Genomic DNA, 18047 nt, shown 5'->3' with positions numbered 1-18047 from the left:
TATATCATATTACGGACAATCGGACGTTGAAAAAATAAGCGAGCCTAGATGGGTGATAAAGAAAAAGGCACAAGAAAGTAGCATGATACCACCACTGAAAAAAGTGACATTTTCTAACAAAAGTCTGTGAAAACGCCAATAACTGGAGAACTAATATAGTCGCTTTTTCGAAACGAAATTCAAATCAAGTAAAGCAAGAGCGGAAGACGATGCCATTGTATATTTGAATTCAGTTGCTCATGTGGTTAAGGGATATGTTAAGGAGCCCAGAGTTGCCAGTACCGTATTACACAAAAGAGGAAGGAAGGGTTTTGGCTATATAACCGATGTTTTAAATGAATAAACAACAGCGGAATTTGTTCTTATTCTAGGGCACGATTAGTTTCCCATAAGAGAGGGTTTTCCCATCATCACTAATGACATACATCTTTTTGTTGAATCCTCTTTCTGGGAAACCAATTCCATTTTCGTTCCATGATTTTTATAGAGTAGAGGATAAACCTCTTTTTATAATTCAACGCTCATTAATACTTTTTCAGGAGAAGCACTATCAGTTATATCTTGAGAAATAGCATAGTTGTCCTTTAATAATGGGCTGTTAATTACAATGATTTCCTTTGAAAAGATCATCGCCGGCCAATATATGGCAATAGAATATAGCAATACTACAAAAACAAGAAAGGAAAACGCCTTTCTGCGAAAATAGAGAAACGAAGCTATGTGGCAAAAGAAAGCGACCGCTCATTCAACTACTAATCTTACTCAATAAAAATTTTCAAAAAATTGATGTTGCCTTATGTATGAACAGGGTAATCGAGAACCTTATTATGAAACATTACAAAAAATAGCTGATTATTATAAAGTTTTAACTGTTCCCACCTCGGCAGAACTGATAAAATGAAACCAGATACTCTCTACACCGCCCTGCTGACCAAGACGAAGAGGACATTGCCAAAAGACTTTAGGAAATAAAAAACGATCTTGAGCATGCAGAAGGGTTAGTGTTTGATGATGAACCATTTTCAAAAGAAGCGCAGAAATCATTTTCAAAATCCATGGAATATATCGTGAGAACACTAAAAAAATTAATAAGAAAATACACACCAAAAAATACAGAAAGGAGAATAGCGATGAATGAGCAGCTGTTGAAGCAGATTTTAGATGAATTAAAAGGCGTCAAAGAAGAAATTGCCGGGATTAAGACCGAAGTTTTTGAAATTAAACTAGAACAACAAAAAACAAACGAACGTTTAACCAGCATAGAATCTAAGCAACAAATTATTTATGAGCAAACTGGAAAGCTAACTGAATACCATTCTGAAACCATGTCTCATCTTGAACAGCTCGCCACAAAGGATGACCTTGATTATTTTGATAAAAAGATTTCTCAACATGAACGGGAGATATTCAAAATAAAGAATAGGGCGTAGTTAAGTTGATTCGTAAAAAAGTTAATGAATTAATCAAAAAACACAAAACGAATGATCCCTACTTATTAACTGATATTTTTAAAAGCCATTCATTTCATGATTCAAGTAACGACTAACCACGTAAATATTTAAATAAATTCATCGCGATTAATAAGGACTTATGCTATGAAATTCAAAAGTACGTTTGCGCGCGTAAAAACACCTTTTATTCAGTCAGCAGGATTGAGGCGGAAGCTCACAAGTTTGCTGTTGAATTACATGCCTGACAATCAGTTAAAGGAATATTATGAGACTATCCATGTATGAAATTGCATGTTATGTATTTTTGGAGTCCCATAAGAGTTTGTTAAACTCAAGAAGTGTAATTTTTTTGAATGTTTACTTGTAATATTTGTCGCCCCCTTATTCTGATCAATATGTAAAAAAAATATTTCTTTAAGGGGTGATCGCTGTGAAGAATGCTATTGATTTTCACTTTAGTCTTCATGAGAAAATCGAAAAATATAGACCAAAACGAAATGGAGACGGGGATATCGAAAAATGCATTAGTGTTTGCGAAATGGGAATGGATAACCTCCCAGCTTTTATTAGAGAATGCCATATAGAATACAAAGATCACTCTGTAATAATTCCTCCCTCTATTCCTTGTAGAGATGTTTTGTTAAAATGCTACTTGATTATTTCAGATTTTGAGAAAGCAAGAAGTGTAGTTAATAGATCAGTTGAATGTCGAGCTTGGGATGAAAGACGAGGAAACGATGAATTAGAGTTTATAAACAATGTTAAAAGTGCATATATTTCTGTCCAATCTAGAGTAAGAGAATATCCAGGAACTTTGCAAAAAGACTTATACGTTATTCTTCCAGAGTTGGATAGAAATGCATTGAAATGGTACTTAGCAAACACAAACTCATTAATAAAGAGAAAAATCAAAAGTACATATTCTTTGTGGTTAGAAGGTCAGGATATTCCAGAGGAACCGATACAGGAAATTGTTGATAATAACAATGTAGTAATGAATGAAGACGTTTTAAGTTTAGCAAAAAAAAACATTAACGTATCATTATTTCCAAAATGGTATGTTTCAATAAGTTTTGGTTATTCTACTTCTAAGAATTATCAAAAGGCAGTCACATTAGCGAAATCAGCGCCGCAATATATTGAATCTTTTGATGAAGATAATAACATTATTCATCAAGCTGTATTTTCGGAGCAGACCAGTGATTACCTCGCGTTTATTAGTTTATATGAGCTAATAAATAATTGGAAATCATGCTTTGTTATAATAAACGGTGAAATTGTAGACAGAAAAATTGTTGGTGGAATTAACTATTGTTATGGAGATAAATTAAGGTCTGGTAAGTCTGATTTTTGTTACGGCGCTAGTGAGTATACTATAAATCCATTCGGTTGCCATAGGCTACAAATAAGTCAGTTTAATAACCCTTGGTGGAAATTTGGCAGATTTGATACTAATGGAGTATGGCATGTAAATAAAAACGAGATTTTAGATAGAATCAAAGAATATTCCACTCCTTATATTCACTGTCCAGCATTTTCCATGGAAAGAATACTAAAAGCGTTAGATGATCTGCCAGACTTTATTAATCCAGAAATAGACAAGGATTGGGTTAGGGTGAATGAAGGTGTTGAGCCAAAAAATCATCTTGCTCACGTTAATTCCATAACAATAACAGTAGATGTCAATAAACAACCCGAGACGAGACGTAAAAAAGAAGGATTTTTATCAAGCCTTTTAAAACTGACGGGACTTAGGAAATAATAAAATCAGAGGTAAATTAATTGGGATTTTTCGATAAAAAGTTCAGAGAATTGCTTGATGAGGGCATCGTTACACAAGAAGAATGTCAAGCACAAAAAGAAAAAATTTTAAACATGTAACAAAATGGCCCAATTTCGGGCTTTTCTTTTAAACCAAATAAGAACGTATATTCTTATGAAATCTATATAGCTTACTTTCAAAAAGCACCAGCTAAAAACATGCAAGGATATGATTAGAAATGCACAGAAGATGCTCCGCCTCGGCTCATTATCGGAAAAAGAAGGCAAGTAACAAGAAGAGCAGAAACGAAGAAGAAGGCCGAATTAAGCAATGGCTAAACCTGTATGGGCTGTAATCCGTCCGCTAGTAGTTTCAATCATAAATTTTCTCATCATATCACCTGCTGGATGAAGTGTGGAGCTAGTATAGATGTATGGACACATGTTAGTTAAGTCTCTATCCTATAAAATAGAGAGGACGTGTCCGGAATGAAACAAAAACGTTATAATCAAGAATGTAAGCAAACAATTGTCGAGCTTTACAGATCTGGCACATCTGTGAGCGATCTCAACCGCGAATATGGGGTATCTGAAGTAACGATTTATAAATGGATCAAAGCACTTTCTCCTGAAGGAAGTGATGGCTTATCATCAGCAGAGATTGCGGAAATCCAAAAAGAAAACCTTCGCCTTAAACAAGAGGGCGACATTCTAAAAAAGGCTATGACCATATTCGCGAAAAAGTGACCAACCAAGAGATCATCGACCATATCAAGCAGGAGAAAGAAAACCACCCGGTTCGAATAATGTGCGAAGTGCTTGAAGTGCCAAGAAGTACGTATTACCAATCATGGGAATATGCTTCCCATTATCTTCTTTTCTGTCTTATTCGGTTTAGGGATTACAGTGGTTGGCGAAAAAGGAAAAACTGTGTTTGCCTTCTTTGAAGGTGGAGCAGATGCTATGTTTTGGGTGACAAATATTATTATGAAGTTTTGCCCCATTCGGTGTATTTTCTTTAATTGGTGTATCGGTGTCAAAATTTGGTTTAGATTCATTGATTCCACTTGGAAAACTAATGATTCTTGTCTTTGCAACTATGCTCTTTTTTATTGTTGTTGTGCTTGGAGGTATCGAGAAGCTGGCTTATTACTAATATTTTCCACATTGAAATTATTGAAAGATGAGCTGCTTTTGGCATATTCAACTTCTAGCTCTGAAACAGTATTGCCAAAAGTGATGCATAAAATGGAAAAGTTCAGATGTCCAAAAAATATTGTTTCTTTTGTAGTTCCGACCGGTTATTCCTTTAACTTGGATGACTCTACATTGTATCAAGCTCTTGCAACGCCTTTTATTGCTCAAATATATGAGATGATTGGTTTAAGTGATCATTCCACCCCCATTTATATAATTTTATAAGGGGGAATAACATCAAAAATTTCTAGGAGGACGAAATATAATCGTATAGTTTGAATAAACCTGGAAAAACTGTTACAGTCCCAAATGCTTTGTCGCCAGCCTCAGACTAGTATACAGCTAGTCTTTTTTAATATGTCGCAAAATAAAAAATCCTGTTTTAGTCAGTAAATAAAAGGTAAAAATCATCACCATCGTTTTAGATATTACATATCCATCAAGTGCTAAATCGTAACCTTTGGGCAACAAGAGCTCACTTTTAAAACTGAAAAAAATTGAAAGTAAAATAGGGACGATAATTAAAAACATAGCTATCAAAAGTTTCAATTCGTTATTCAAAACAAACAACTCCCCTAAAATGTGTCGTTTTCATTCTATATCTTTTTTAGCTTATAGCGCTTTCATGTACTTCCACCATTCTTTTCAAAGCCGTCGTTGGCTGTACGGCGGAACGAACTTCTCCTATTTCATAAATCTGTCAGACTCATTATTCATAGATTATACCATGCTCTGGACCTTGCCCGTTGAACGTGGGGAAAAATCTGCTATCATGCTATGGGTTCTTTTTTTGGCTAAATTATGATTGATTAGATTCACTTTTTTATGTAAGGTTGAATAAATGGTGTGATTTGTGACACTCGTGTCAGCAAAAATTACTTGAAAGGGAGAGCAGTGAATGGACGATCATCATGAAATTGGCCCCCAAAAGGAGAACGACAGGAAATCATCCACCGGCCTTGAAGAAAATGTCGCGGGCTTATTATGCTATTTGGGAACATTCGTGACGGGCATTATCTTCTTTATCTTGGAAAAGAAAAGCCCTTTTGTAAAATTTCATGCAATGCAGTCAATGGTCCTTTATGCAACTCTGTGGATTGTAGGGACAGGCGTTAGTTATGTACCCTTTGTCGGATGGTTATTCAAGTTGCTTATCTCATTGGTTGGCTTCATTTTGTGGGTGGTGCTCATGGTCCAGACATATCATCGTGAGCGGATAAAAGTGCCGGTCGTTGGTGACATCGCGGAAAACCTTGTTCAACATTTTAACGGCAGAAGCCAATAAAATTTTAAAACTTAGTTGACAACCGGGAAGATTCGGAATAGAATAGGTTTCAACATTCCAAACAAAATCAAATGATTTTTATGACTCTTATGAAGAGAGGTGGAGGGACTGGCCCTGTGAAGCCTCGGCAACCATTGAATATATTTTATATTCAAACGGTGCCAATTCCAGCAGACTTTTGTTCGAAGTCTGACAGATAAGGGGCGAAGCTGATAAATATGATTTAAAGCGGAGACCTCTTATGTGTAAAGGGGTCTTTTTATTTGGGCATTTATTGAAATGATAGATGCTTTCGTAAAAGGGAGTGTTGAAGCAAAAATGAATCTTGAAGTCGCAGGTCATTACAAAATCAATAGTTGCCCATGACGACGCCAAAACAACCGAAATTTCCAGCCTGATACATCTATAGATGATAAAGAAGCTGACCGGACAACCGGAGGCCTCTTGATTTACACAAGTTTGCCCACGTACGGCATAGTTGTGCGAATCAAGGGGTCTTTTTTATGAAAAAAGTGGATTGCGAATTGTTTTGAGTGACACGACGCTTTCCATTGATACGTAGCCAGGGCCGGAAAGAATATGGATACTGTCATGGAAAAAAACATAGTATTCCTATCTTAAAACGATTATATTGCGATTTGTTGGCATAACATGGGAAAAATAAATTTGCTAAAGAGGGAGAATCATCAAATGAGAAAAACATTACTTACCATTAGCCTGATTTTTACTTTACTTGCTTTGGGAGCGTGTGGAAGCACTTCAGCAGGGGATGAAAAGAAAGAAATCACCATTGGCGCCACAGCAGGACCGTACAGCGATCAATTGAAAGAAGGCATCATTCCGATTCTTGAAAAGGAGGGATATCGAGTAAATATTGTGGAGTTCAATGATTACATCCAGCCAAACATCGCATTAAACGAAGGAGAAATAGACGCCAATCTATTTCAGAACAGCATCTATTTAAAACAGTTCAATAAAAATCATGACGTGGATCTTGTTGCTTCTTACGCGGTTCCGACTGCCCCTATCGCACTTTATTCCGACAAACATGATTCGTTGGATGATCTGAAAGAAGGGATGACGATAACGATGCCCAATGATCCGACCAACTTGGCCAGATCGTTGAACATGCTTGCGGATTTCGGGTTGATCACTGTGAATGAAAAGGCCGATCCAACTGTCGTTTCTGAAAAAGACATCGTGGAAAATAAGCTTCATTTACACATCAAACCAATTGATCCCGCCCAAACACCGCGTTCATTGGGAGATACTGATTTTGCTTTTATTAACGGAAATTTTGCATTGGCTTCGGGATTAAAACTAGGTGAAGCAGTGGAGATCGAAAAAACACCGGAAGGTTATTTGATTTATGTGACGCTCAGAAAAGAAGATATTGAAAAGCCGTTCGCAAAAGCTCTCGAAAAAGCCTATCACTCAGATGAATTTTTAGACTATACAAACAAGCATGCAAAGGGATATGTGAAACCGCCCTATCAAGTGAAAAAGGAGGAAAATGAATGATCGAAATTGTGAATGTTACGAAACGGTATAAACAGTTGACGGCTGTCGACCATGTCAACTTGTCCATTCGCCAAGGTGAGATTTTTGGCATCATTGGTTACAGCGGGGCCGGGAAAAGCACATTGCTCAGATGCTTGAATCTGCTGGAAAAGCCGACACAAGGCATCATTGTTATTGACGGTAAAGAATTGACGGCATTATCTGATCAGGAAGTTCGGAAAGAGCGCCAAAAGATCGGCATGATTTTTCAACATTTTCATCTGATTAGTTCGAAAACCGTTTATGACAATATCGCTTTTTCATTAAAAGCGGCAGGCAAGACGAAAGCTGAAATTAAAAAGCGGGTTCCGGAGCTTTTGGAGATGGTAGGGCTGTCCGATCGTAGCGCTCATTATCCCGCTCAACTCTCAGGAGGACAAAAACAGCGGGTCGGTATCGCCCGGGCGCTGGCCAATGAACCGAAAGTGCTTCTATGCGACGAAGCGACTTCGGCACTTGATCCGACAACAACAAAGTCAATATTGCAACTGTTGAAAAAAATCAACAAAACGCTTGGGATCACGATCGTGTTAATCACACATGAAATGGAAGTGGTTCAGAATGTATGCCATCGGGTGGCTGTTATGGAAAATGGGCAGGTTGTTGAACTGGCTGATGTGTATGATATGTTTGCCAATCCGCAAACGGCCTTGTCCAAGCAATTTGTTCAAACGGTCCACTCCCTGGAATTGCCTGAAAGACTTCTTTTAGGAAGAAAAGGGGCGATTGTCCAAATCACTTTCAAAGGAGATTCGGCCGAAGAGGCGGTCATTTCGGAGACATTAAGACAATTTCATATTTCTGTGAATATCCTGCATGGTCAAATTTCTTACATTCAGGAACGTCCGCTCGGAACACTCATCATCGAAATGATTGGCAGTCAATCAGATGTCCGGCAGGCGATTCGATATATAACGAAAAGGACGAATCAATTGGAGGTGCTTGCCGATGTTGCCTGAAATGGTAAATGAGTTTGGAAAAGCATTTGTTGAAACGTCATGGATGATGGGCATTGCTGTTGCGTTTGCGGTCATCATCGGCGTCCCTATGGGGGTAGCCCTTTTTGTGACAAGTGAAGGCATGTTTTGGCAAAACCGCTATATACAAAGCGTGGCTGGAAGCATCATCAATATCATTCGCTCGATCCCATTTATCATTTTACTCGTTGTTCTTATTCCGTTTACAAAATTGATCCTGGGAACAACGATGGGACCGGTGGCTGCAAGCGTCTCACTGACCGTCGCCGCCATCCCTTTTTACGCCCGCCTTGTGGAAACATCATTACGGGAAATTGATAAAGGGGTGATCGAAGCGGCGGAATCATGCGGCGCTTCCCCGTGGCTGATTATGAAAGATGTCCTGCTTCCTGAAGCGAAGCCGGGCATGATAGCCGGACTTACTGTGACGGTGATCAGTCTATTAAGCTATTCGGCAATGGCTGGCATCGTCGGCGGCGGAGGAATTGGCGACTTGGCCATTCGCTTCGGCTATTACCGTTTCCAAAACGATGTCATGATTGCCACGGTGATCATATTGGTTATTCTCGTTCAATTGATCCAGTTTGTCGGCGACCGGGCAGCCAGGGCAGTAGATAAAAGATAATGGTATATCAAAGGAGGAAAAACAATGACTCAAACATTCATAAAGGAAGATACCACATCCAGGCTTTTCGGGTGGGAGCATCCGGACAAAATAAGGGAGTTCCGAAAAAACAATAAATCACTCGTGAAAAAAGACAAGAGAGCCACATTGCAAGAAGCGGTGGCGCGTGGGGTGAAAGAAGGGGATTATATCGTTTTTGGCGGAATGGGATCGGTGCGCAACCCGATTGCCGCGGTGCATGAAATCATCCGCCAAAAAACAGGGAATCTGACAATTGGCACGAAAGGATCACAGCATGATTGGCAATTGTTGGCGGCAGCGGGAAACATCACAAAAGCGGAAGTCTCCTACGGTTTTGCCGATGAAGTGCGGGGACTGTCACTTCCAACGAGAAGAGCGGTTGAATCCGGCCGGTTGAAAGTGTTATCCGAGATTACAAATGCCGGTTTTCAATGGCGCTTTACCGCGGCGATGAAAGGTTTATCTTTTTACCCGACGAGATCCTCGCTTGGCACGGATACTTTACATTACAGCGGATCGAAAACAATCACGGACCCTTTTACAAACGAGAAAGTGGAGCTTCTGCCCGCTTGTTATCCGGATGTCGCGGTCATCCATGTCCACCGTGCTGATCAATATGGAAACTGTCAAATTGATGGGAATGTCGCGGAAGACATTGAACTGGCCCACGCGGCAAAATTCGTCTTAGTGACAGCGGAAGAAATCGTACATGACGAAGTATTTTCAAGTCGTCCGGACTTGACGAAAATTCCTTATTTCGTTGTGGATGCGGTTGTTGAAGTACCATACGGTTCTCATCCAAATCAAGTGCCGAGCCTTTATTCATTCGATGAAGATCATTGGCAAATTTGGCTGGATGCATCTATCAGTGATGAAGGCGTTGAAACCTATTTGCAGGAATATGTGTATGGCAGCCATGATCACTACGAATATTTGGAGCAAATTGGTGGTGTCCGTGTGTTGAAACAGTTGGAGAAAATTGAAAAGAAATTGGCGCCATATCCAAAAGTGGCGAAAAGGAGAGGATAAAAATGGGAAACGATACAGAAAAAATGATTATTGCGGCATCGCGTCTTTTACCGAAAGATGCGGCTGTTTATGTAGGAACGGGCATGCCGCTTCTCGCTTCTGTTTTGGCTTTAAATACTCATGCACCCGATTTGTTGCTTGTCTATGAAGGCGGTGGAGTGGGAGGGAAGCCAACCGGAAGGCTGCCGATTCAGGTAAGTGAGTCGTTGACATATGAAAACGGCGTGACAGTCGGCTCTATGGACTATGTGATGAGTTTGGCGCAAGCAGGCTGGATCCGTTACGGATTCTTGGGTGGCGCCCAGATCGATCAGTACGGAAATTTGAACACAACCGTAATCGGTGATTGGGAAAAGCCGAAAGTAAGGTTGCCCGGCTCCGGCGGCGGAGCCGATATCGCATCCTTGTGTGAACGTACGATCATCATCATGGGTCAGGATAAGAGAAAGTTTGTTAACAGGCTCGACTTTTTAACAAGTCCCGGGTATTTGCAAGGGCCAGGCAGGCGGGAGGAAGCCGGATTGCCGGCCAATACGGGACCATATCGCGTCATTACACAGATCGGTGTGTACGGATTTGCTGAAGAAACAAAGAAAATGACATTGCTTCAATTATTTAGGGGATATACGTTGGATGATGTTCAGGCAAACAGCAGCTTCCCAATTGAAGTAGCCGACGACTGGTCCTATGTGGATCCTCCGACAGAAGCTGACTTGAAAACATTGCGGACGCTTGATCCTGATGGCATTGTCATTGCATAAAAAGGAGGAGAAAACAAATGTCAAAACAAACAAGCTTAAAAACAGCGGTGGCAGCCGTTGAAGACGGAGCGTTGCTCGCCCTTGGCGGAAATGCGCTGCACCGCTCTCCGGTGGCGTTCGTCAAAGAGTTGATCCGTCAAGAAAAGAAGAATCTTTCCGTTATTAAAACAGCCGGCGCCTTGGATGTCGATCTGTTAGCGGCGGCTCAATCGCTAAAGGCTGTATACGGCGGCTACATTGGCTTTGAAATGTTTGGATTGGCGCAAAGCTATCGTAAAGGCGTCCAAAAAGGAGACATTACAGTGTATGAACATGCATGTGCCAGTGTCATCGCGGCTTTGCGGGCAAGCATTTATGGTATCCCTTTTCAGCCACTCAACGGATTTCAAGGAAGCGAGCTTCCGGAGCTTACGGGAGAGGTTCGCTATGTTACCTGTCCTTTTACAGGTGAAAAAACAGCCGTAGTTTCCGCACTGCGTCCAGATTACACGGTGATTCACACTAACATTGCCGATGAAAAAGGAAATGCTTTTATCGAAGGAGCAGTGTTTGAAGATCTGATTATGGTACGGGCGGCGAAAAAAGTAATCGTCACAGCCGAACAAGTAATTGATTCCGAAAGCTGGACTGTCAGGCCGCAAGTTCCCGGCTTCCTCGTCGAGCATGTCGTCTTGGCTGAAAACGGAGCGGCACCAGGCAGTTGTGCACCTTTGTATTCTATCGACAAAGCCGGTGTTGTGGCATATTTGCAGAATTGCGAAGGGTTCGTGGAAAAAGTAAAGGAGGCTGAAATCCATGTCTAATGTTCAATTGGCTGATAACATCACGATTGCGATGGCCCGTCTAATCAAAGACGGTGAGCGCGTCTTTCATGGAGTAGCCTCTCCCATGCCCGCGGTAGCGATTCAATTGGCGAAAAAGTTGCATGCCCAAACAGCGGTGTACTTGAGCATCCCGGGAGGGGTGGATGCTGTACCTGCAGCTTTTTCAAGTTATTCTTCGGCAGATCCTGTATTGCGGGAAGGGTCCATTTCTGATTTTCCGCTTTCCGATATTTTCGACTTATCGGCTCGTGGCGGGCTTGATGTAGCTTTTTTAAGTGGAGCGCAAATTGATGGGTATGGTAGGATGAACTTGAGTGCAATCGGAACGTATGACCAACCGAAAGTCCGATTGCCGGGCGGGGCGGGCAGTGCGGCTTTGCTTCCAACTGCCAAGAGGGGCATCCTTTGGAAAACGAATCATGATAAAAGGAGCCTAGTGGAGAAATTGGATATTGTGACCGCTGCGGGCAATACGGAATTTGTCATCACGCCACTTGGCATTTTTAAAAAATCAAAGGAGGATGGGCGTCTGCGTCTTTACGCTATTTTTCCAAACAGCTCTTTGCAAGAAATTCAAGAGAACACGGGATTTGTTGTGGAAAAGCACGAGGAGTTCATTGAATTTCCTCCGGTTACGAAAGAAGAGTTGTCAATACTGCAATCGATTGATCCCAACGGAACAAGATTTAGTGAATTTAAGTGATGTTCGCTCGTATATTTAAAGAGTGGGTTTATGTTTTGAAACTTACAGTTTTCGGGAATCAAAGGGGTAAACAGTCTAGTCGATTCCCCAACGCAAGACGGCCAAGTAAAAATAATTAAAGAAGAGGTGTATTGAAATGGCAACAGCACAATTTATGAAAGTAAAAACAAGCGGTAAATGGGAAAAAGGATTGCAAACCTCCATTTTCATCAGGGATTTTGAAAAAATAATTGTTGATGAACCAGCCAGTCTGGGGGGGGACGGACAAAGGACCAAACCCGGTTGAGCTTGTATTGGGCGGGTTATCCAGTTGTACTTCCGTCATGATTGCGCTCATTGCCAAGGAACAACAATTCTCGTATGAAGGTGTGGAATTTCAAAATGAAGGAGCGCTTGATTTACGGGGATTGCAGGGAGTTGAAGGAATTTCTCCCCACTTTCAAACGGTTCATTATAAGGTACACATTAAAACGAATGAAAGCGAAGAAAAAATAAATGCTTTAAAAAGTGAAGTGGAAAAAAGATGCCCTGTTTTTAATTTGTTGGTTGATGCGGGTGTAAATGTTCAAGGTGAATGGATAAGGGTATAAGGGGAAAATGCTGTTCGAGAGGCTGGTGATAGCAAGCCATTCACACTTTTCGATTTACTTTGCTATTTTCCGGTTTTACGTGACGAATTTTTGAGAATTCCGCTTGACTCGCCAGATGTACGATCTACTTTCGACCCTATCCATACAAACGGAAAGCCGCTCGAGTAGCGGCTTTTTATAATGGAAAGTCTTTCTTGATGGTATGAACAGCCTTTCATTGCCGCTGGATGCAAAACCAAAAGACTACACGAGGTAGTTATTTCATGGCTTATTGTAAGAAGGGTATAAAGCCGAATTCCATTAACCGGAAGGGCTGTGTCAAAGCTTCTGTTATGAGCAGCTATAAACCATTTATTGTTCGTTGCTCAATCGTTAGATCGGTGTCCCAGTGTGGCGCGGATATTTGCCATGTTCATGCCGGAAGGGTGACAATGAGGCCATTAGTTGAACCTACAGATTTGGTATTTTTCTTCATATTAAAGGATGACCACTGACATTTTGATATCGATGCCCAATATGTTACAATGATTGAAAAATTTAGGAGGGGTTTGTTTTGGCGCACGCAGACTTGCTCATTACACTGACCGCATATGAAAACAATCCAAACAATGTAACGATTGCTTTTACGATGGGTACCAGAGCGTTGGAAAAAGGACATACCGTTGAATTGCTGCTTCTGTCAGATGCTGTCTATCTGGCTGAAACAGGTTATGCTGACAAGATTGATATTGGCGAACCTTTTCAACCCATCAAAGAATTATTGCCTGCCTTCTTGCGACAAGGCGGTAAAATAAAAGTATGTTCAGCATGCATGAAACATAACGGCGTAAAAGAAGAAAACCTCATTGAAGGCAGTGAAGTGATTCAGGCGGACGATGTAATAGATTCCATCATGAATTCTGAGAAAACGCTACAACTTAATTGAATTGCATAGAAAGCCAGGTCGTCCGTAAAAACAGAAACGTTCATAAGAAACAAGGGCGACTGGTCATTTTACACGTTGAATTCGAAAAAAACATTTTCCCGTTCTGGGAAGTAAAGGCTTCGTTCATCTGCCTATCTAAACAAGTACCCACTGAAAGATGGATGAATAGGAAGTTAGAAGAATATAGTTGTCCTCCTTCCCATATATTGAAAATGGGAGGGGGAGTGGCATGCAGTTTTATTACGGCCCGCAAATGCCGCTGCGCATATTGGATGAGGCGGAGTTTTGGAAGCATCAAGAAGAAGAACATACAGTCGTTATCCGGGAATTAGTGACAGGTTTAGAGCCGGAATATGTCGAAGCGCTGTTTGAATGGGAGAAAGCGCTGTCAAACACCCATCAGCAAGTCGTCAGTTTTATTGAGTCTGTCGTCCGTTCCGGTTACTATATTCCTGTTCAATTGTATCAGCAAGTACTTCAGCTCGTGACATTTTGTCTTGAGGAGAGTGAACGTTTTATCGAGTTATGCCGGCAAATAAAAAATGACAGCGCGGTTGTGGCGAACAATCAAACGGCTGTTGTCGTCTTGGACCATATTATACGTGAATCGGAATATTTTATCGGTATAGCTCGTGCGCTGCTGACTTCCAGATAAAAAATAGTCTCGGGGCTTGTTAGAGTCCCGGGACTATTCTTTTTTTGATACAATGAAATAGGATACGTTAGAAAGCGATTACATAAAACAAAATGCAAAGGGGGGCATTTTTATGTATCCCTACATATTATTGATGTTTGCCGTGATTTTTTATGCAGGAAATATCCTAGTGGGAAAAGCAATAAATGAATTGCCGCCCTTTACCATCACTTTCTTTCGGCTGCTGACTGCTTTTATTGTGTTGCTTCCTATCGGTGTTTCAGGCGCATTGCGCCATCGTGAAGAATTTAGAAAGCATAAAAAGCCGCTGCTGATCATGACGGTGACGGGGATTGCTCTATTCAACATTTTGCTTTACGGGGCGTTGCAATTTACGACTTCCACAAAAGTGGCCGTGATGGAGGGAGCCATTCCCGTTGTAACGGTTATCATGAGCGCGTATATGCTAAAAGAGCGCTTGAATATCAGCCAATGGTCAGGAATTCTCCTTTCAATGGCGGGAGCGGTCTGGGTCGTCATGAATGGCAATGTGCTGGAGCTGGCCACGTCTGATTGGAATGTGGGGGACGTCATCATGGTTGGGGCTGTTATCACTTGGGCTGTTTATACAATTGCTGTTAAACAATATATGCCTTTATTCCCTTTCTATGGCGCATTACTCGTAATGTCGGGTTTATCCCTCATCATGTTGCTGCCATTTCTTCTTATTGAATGGTTCGTTATGGGGATTCCGGCATTTACTGTTCCAACCGTAGGGGGGCTTTTATATTTGGGCATTTTTCCGTCTGTTCTTGCTCTTATATTTTACAATCGCGCTGTAGAAATTTTAAATCCCTCCCAAGCATCCATTTTCTTGAATTTTCTCCCAGTCATCACGATGATTGGCGCCTATTTTTGGCTTGGGGAAACAGTCACTGTAACCCAAATTGTCGGTGCGTTGGCCGTTATTGGCGGAGTATTATTGACGACCAGGGTAAAAGGGAAGAGAAACTCGGTTAAAGTAAATAACAAACAATCAAAAAGTGAGGCATAACAATGGATTCGCGTAAACAGGCGTTCAGTGTTTGAAAGCTAAAGATAGAGGGAACTTAACACTTATGAGATGCGGATTTTGTAAAAAAGCGTTTCCCTTCACTACTGTTTTTTTCAACAGTTGAAGGATATAAAAAAGGTTGTTTTTGCTCCTCATCGGGAAAAGTCTCCTGCATCGGATCAGTAATGTTTGCCGTGCGGTATGGGTGTTGGGAGACTAAGGGATTCTCATTTCCCTTTATTTTCAGGTGATCAATGTTAAAATGAGTTTGAGGACAATGATGAAACAGGGGGAAAGTGCCATGAGTAAACCCAAAGTGTATATTACGCTTCCGGTGGCAAAAGAAGTGGAAGAATATATTGCCAAACATTGTGAAGTTCGCAAATGGGAAAGAAAGGAAGCGATCCCGAGGGACATGCTTCTGAAAGAGCTTGCTGATATAGATGGCTTGATGACTACTGGAAGAAGAATCACAGAGAATCTACTAAATCACGCACCGAAGTTGAAAGTTGTGAGCAATGTTTCTGTTGGCTATAACAACTTTGATTTAGAGGCGATGAAAAAAAGGAACGTGATCGGAACTAATACACCGCATGTTTTGGATGAAACCGTTGCCGACTTGGCTTTTGGGCTCATTCTTGCTTCTGCCCGCCGCATCGCTGAGCTGGATCGTTTTGTGAAAGAGGGGAAATGGGAACGAGAGAATGGTGATGATCCGTTTATGGGTGTAGACGTGCATCATGCGACTCTCGGCATTATAGGAATGGGCAGAATTGGAGAAGCGATTGCCAGAAGGGCAAAATTCGGATTTAATATGGATGTTCTTTATTACAACCGGAACCAAAAGCCCGAGGTTGAAAAAGAGGTCGGCGTTACATACAGTCATTTCGAAGATTTATTAAAGGAATCTGATTTCGTTTTGTTAATGACACCGCTTACTCCGGAAACCCGCCATTTAATAGGGGAAAAAGAATTCAAGCTGATGAAAAAGACGGCAATTTTCATCAATGTGTCCCGGGGCCAAACGGTCGATGAGCAGGCCTTGATCACTGCCTTGCGAAATAAGGAGATTCATGGGGCCGCACTGGATGTGTTTGATCAAGAGCCAGTGGAAAAAGACAACCCTTTGCTCCAAATGCCAAATGTTGTAACAACTCCCCATATCGGATCCGCCACCCAAAAAACAAGCGATGCCATGGCCATGCGGGCGGCTCAGAACATGGTTGCCGTCTTGACTGGCCAAAAACCAATCGACCCCGTGTGGTAAAGCAAAATTTAGCCTGAATAGGCTGATTCAGGGGCATTCTAAAAAGTCCAATTTAGAGTAAATGCACTACAATTTAAAACCCAAGAATGTTAATTTTACAGCATTCTTGGGTTTTGTTTTTTTATTTTCAAGCTGCAATTTTACTTTTTGGACAGCCCTTTCTTCCAGCTCTTAGTAACAGCCGTTTTAGCAAAAGACAGAATGATTGCGATTTCTTAAGAACGCGCCCGAACCATATCTGTTTTGCAATTCAGTAACGATAAAAGAGGAATTATACCAAACTCCTCGGTAAGATAAAAAAGAAATCCGTGCCCGGATGATCGTTACTTCCCCTATTTCGGCAAGGGATAAAGTGGGGAGCGTGCGTGACTTCCGCCTTATCGGTAATGATAAAGGCGAAATCATTACCGGATGATCGCCTCTTCCACAATATTGGTGCAATGCTTTCCATCTGCCAATGCGCTTTTTCAGTAACAAACAGGAGAGACAGGTTTTTATGCATTTTTACTAGTAACAAAAATGAATACCCACTTTCTCTATAAGCTAGATGAGCCTCGTTTTTTACTTTACATAATACTCAGACTTTCATTTGTTAAATCGGTCAAAAACATGTGCCCGGGTGCATGTGTGATCATCATATCAGGTTTTACATGCATGGCGACTGCTTGCGGGGTGACTCCGCAAGCCCAAAATACAGGAATTTCTCCTTCTTTGATTGTGACGCTATCGCCAAAGTCAGGTTGATTGATATCTCGAATTCCAATTTGTTCAGGGTCTCCTAGATGTATGGGGGCTCCGTGGACACTTGGAAAGCGGCTCGTAATTTGCACAGCGCGAATGGCGTCTTTGGGAGGCATCGGCCTCATGCTTACGACAGTCGGGCCTTCAAAACGTCCTGCTTTTTGGCAAGGAATATTTGTAATATACATAGGAGCATTGCAGTCTTCTTCCATATGGCGGACCGGCACGCCGTTGTCCAGCAGCTTTTCTTCAAAAGTGAAGCTGCAGCCAAGAAGAAAAGCGACCATTTCGTTATTCCAAAAATCAAAGATGTCTGTCCGTTCCTCTGTTAATACGCCATTGCGATATACCCTGTATTTGGGCAAGTCGGTTCTGATGTCGGCATTTGGCGCAGATAATGTTGGAATGAAAGAGCCCGGCTCTGTCACATCGATTAACGGACAAGGCTTTGGATTCCGTTGGCAAAACAGCAGGAATTCAAAAGCCAGTTCTTTCGGCAGTATGGCCAAATTTGCTTGTACAAACCCAGATGCCAATCCCGACGTTGGTTTTACCCACTTTTTCCTTCGTATGAGTTGTCTGATCTCTGCCGGATTCATGTCGGCCATTAAACTCATGATTTGTCCTCCTTCAAAAAAGTTA

General features: G+C 41.4%; 19 protein-coding genes and 1 riboswitch. Of the genes, 17 read left to right on the top strand and 2 right to left on the bottom strand.

Going from position 1 to position 18047, the window contains the following annotated elements; genetic code table 11:
• Positions 1-1001 precede the first annotated feature (1001 nt).
• From JOC94_RS00560 to JOC94_RS00545, 4 genes are all read left to right on the top strand, one after another.
• On the top strand, positions 1002-1430 hold the full coding sequence (locus JOC94_RS00560) for a hypothetical protein (protein ID WP_077109803.1): 429 nt from the start codon (positions 1002-1004) through the stop codon (positions 1428-1430).
• Positions 1431-1881: 451 nt separating this feature from the next.
• Positions 1882-3213 carry a hypothetical protein gene (locus tag JOC94_RS00555; RefSeq protein WP_077109804.1) on the top strand — a complete coding sequence of 444 codons (1332 nt, stop codon included), beginning with the start codon at positions 1882-1884 and terminating at the stop codon, positions 3211-3213.
• A 488-nt stretch (positions 3214-3701) separates the two neighbouring features.
• Positions 3702-3959 (top strand): transposase, encoded by a 258-nt coding sequence (locus JOC94_RS00550; RefSeq protein ID WP_077109805.1) that lies wholly within the window; start codon positions 3702-3704, stop codon positions 3957-3959.
• Between the two features lie 72 nt (positions 3960-4031).
• On the top strand, positions 4032-4634 hold the full coding sequence (locus JOC94_RS00545; RefSeq protein ID WP_236016922.1) for a cation:dicarboxylate symporter family transporter: 603 nt from the start codon (positions 4032-4034) through the stop codon (positions 4632-4634).
• A gap of 117 nt (positions 4635-4751) precedes the next feature.
• On the opposite strand, the gene JOC94_RS00540 is transcribed toward JOC94_RS00545, so the two are convergent.
• A complete protein-coding gene (locus JOC94_RS00540) occupies positions 4752-4970 on the bottom strand; it encodes a hypothetical protein (RefSeq protein WP_236016921.1) in 219 nt (72 codons plus the stop codon).
• A gap of 337 nt (positions 4971-5307) precedes the next feature.
• Between JOC94_RS00540 and JOC94_RS00535 the strand changes: the two genes are divergently transcribed.
• The 13 genes from JOC94_RS00535 (at position 5308) to JOC94_RS00475 (ending at position 16664) form a co-directional block, all read left to right on the top strand.
• Positions 5308-5694 carry a DUF4870 domain-containing protein gene (locus JOC94_RS00535; protein WP_077109806.1) on the top strand — a complete coding sequence of 129 codons (387 nt, stop codon included), beginning with the start codon at positions 5308-5310 and terminating at the stop codon, positions 5692-5694.
• Positions 5695-5778: 84 nt separating this feature from the next.
• A riboswitch (SAM riboswitch) is annotated at positions 5779-5897 on the top strand.
• A 487-nt stretch (positions 5898-6384) separates the two neighbouring features.
• Positions 6385-7215, top strand: a complete 831-nt coding sequence (locus JOC94_RS00530; protein ID WP_205177871.1) for a MetQ/NlpA family ABC transporter substrate-binding protein — start codon at positions 6385-6387, stop codon at positions 7213-7215.
• Positions 7212-8213 carry a methionine ABC transporter ATP-binding protein gene (locus tag JOC94_RS00525; protein WP_077109808.1) on the top strand — a complete coding sequence of 334 codons (1002 nt, stop codon included), beginning with the start codon at positions 7212-7214 and terminating at the stop codon, positions 8211-8213. Before JOC94_RS00530 ends, JOC94_RS00525 begins: the two co-directional genes overlap by 4 nt.
• A complete protein-coding gene (locus JOC94_RS00520; RefSeq protein WP_077109809.1) occupies positions 8203-8856 on the top strand; it encodes a methionine ABC transporter permease in 654 nt (217 codons plus the stop codon). Before JOC94_RS00525 ends, JOC94_RS00520 begins: the two co-directional genes overlap by 11 nt.
• Before the next feature lie 24 nt (positions 8857-8880).
• Positions 8881-9906 (top strand): CoA transferase subunit A, encoded by a 1026-nt coding sequence (locus JOC94_RS00515; protein WP_077109810.1) that lies wholly within the window; start codon positions 8881-8883, stop codon positions 9904-9906.
• A 2-nt stretch (positions 9907-9908) separates the two neighbouring features.
• Entirely contained in the window at positions 9909-10667 is a 759-nt protein-coding gene (locus tag JOC94_RS00510) for a CoA-transferase subunit beta (RefSeq protein ID WP_077109811.1), read from the top strand.
• Between the two features lie 17 nt (positions 10668-10684).
• The gene (locus tag JOC94_RS00505; RefSeq protein ID WP_077109812.1) at positions 10685-11470 is read left to right on the top strand and encodes a CoA transferase subunit A; all 786 of its coding nucleotides are present in this window, start codon (positions 10685-10687) and stop codon (positions 11468-11470) included.
• Positions 11463-12194, top strand: a complete 732-nt coding sequence (locus JOC94_RS00500) for a CoA-transferase subunit beta (RefSeq protein ID WP_205177869.1) — start codon at positions 11463-11465, stop codon at positions 12192-12194. Before JOC94_RS00505 ends, JOC94_RS00500 begins: the two co-directional genes overlap by 8 nt.
• A 236-nt stretch (positions 12195-12430) precedes the next feature.
• Positions 12431-12784 carry an OsmC family protein gene (locus JOC94_RS00495; protein WP_328799751.1) on the top strand — a complete coding sequence of 118 codons (354 nt, stop codon included), beginning with the start codon at positions 12431-12433 and terminating at the stop codon, positions 12782-12784.
• A gap of 553 nt (positions 12785-13337) precedes the next feature.
• The gene (locus JOC94_RS00490; RefSeq protein ID WP_077109815.1) at positions 13338-13709 is read left to right on the top strand and encodes a DsrE family protein; all 372 of its coding nucleotides are present in this window, start codon (positions 13338-13340) and stop codon (positions 13707-13709) included.
• Between the two features lie 229 nt (positions 13710-13938).
• The gene (locus tag JOC94_RS00485) at positions 13939-14364 is read left to right on the top strand and encodes a DUF2935 domain-containing protein (RefSeq protein ID WP_077109816.1); all 426 of its coding nucleotides are present in this window, start codon (positions 13939-13941) and stop codon (positions 14362-14364) included.
• A 112-nt stretch (positions 14365-14476) separates the two neighbouring features.
• Entirely contained in the window at positions 14477-15397 is a 921-nt protein-coding gene (locus tag JOC94_RS00480; RefSeq protein WP_077109817.1) for a DMT family transporter, read from the top strand.
• Between the two features lie 301 nt (positions 15398-15698).
• Positions 15699-16664 (top strand): 2-hydroxyacid dehydrogenase, encoded by a 966-nt coding sequence (locus JOC94_RS00475; protein ID WP_236016920.1) that lies wholly within the window; start codon positions 15699-15701, stop codon positions 16662-16664.
• A 566-nt stretch (positions 16665-17230) separates the two neighbouring features.
• On the opposite strand, the gene JOC94_RS00470 is transcribed toward JOC94_RS00475, so the two are convergent.
• Positions 17231-18022, bottom strand: a complete 792-nt coding sequence (locus JOC94_RS00470) for a putative hydro-lyase (protein ID WP_077109818.1) — start codon at positions 18020-18022, stop codon at positions 17231-17233.
• Positions 18023-18047 lie beyond the last annotated feature (25 nt).

The organism is Siminovitchia thermophila, from assembly GCF_016909185.1.
GTDB lineage: Bacteria > Bacillota > Bacilli > Bacillales > Bacillaceae_C > Siminovitchia > Siminovitchia thermophila.
The sequence above is the reverse complement of the archived record's forward strand: the minus strand, read 5'-3'. Positions and strand labels throughout refer to the sequence as shown.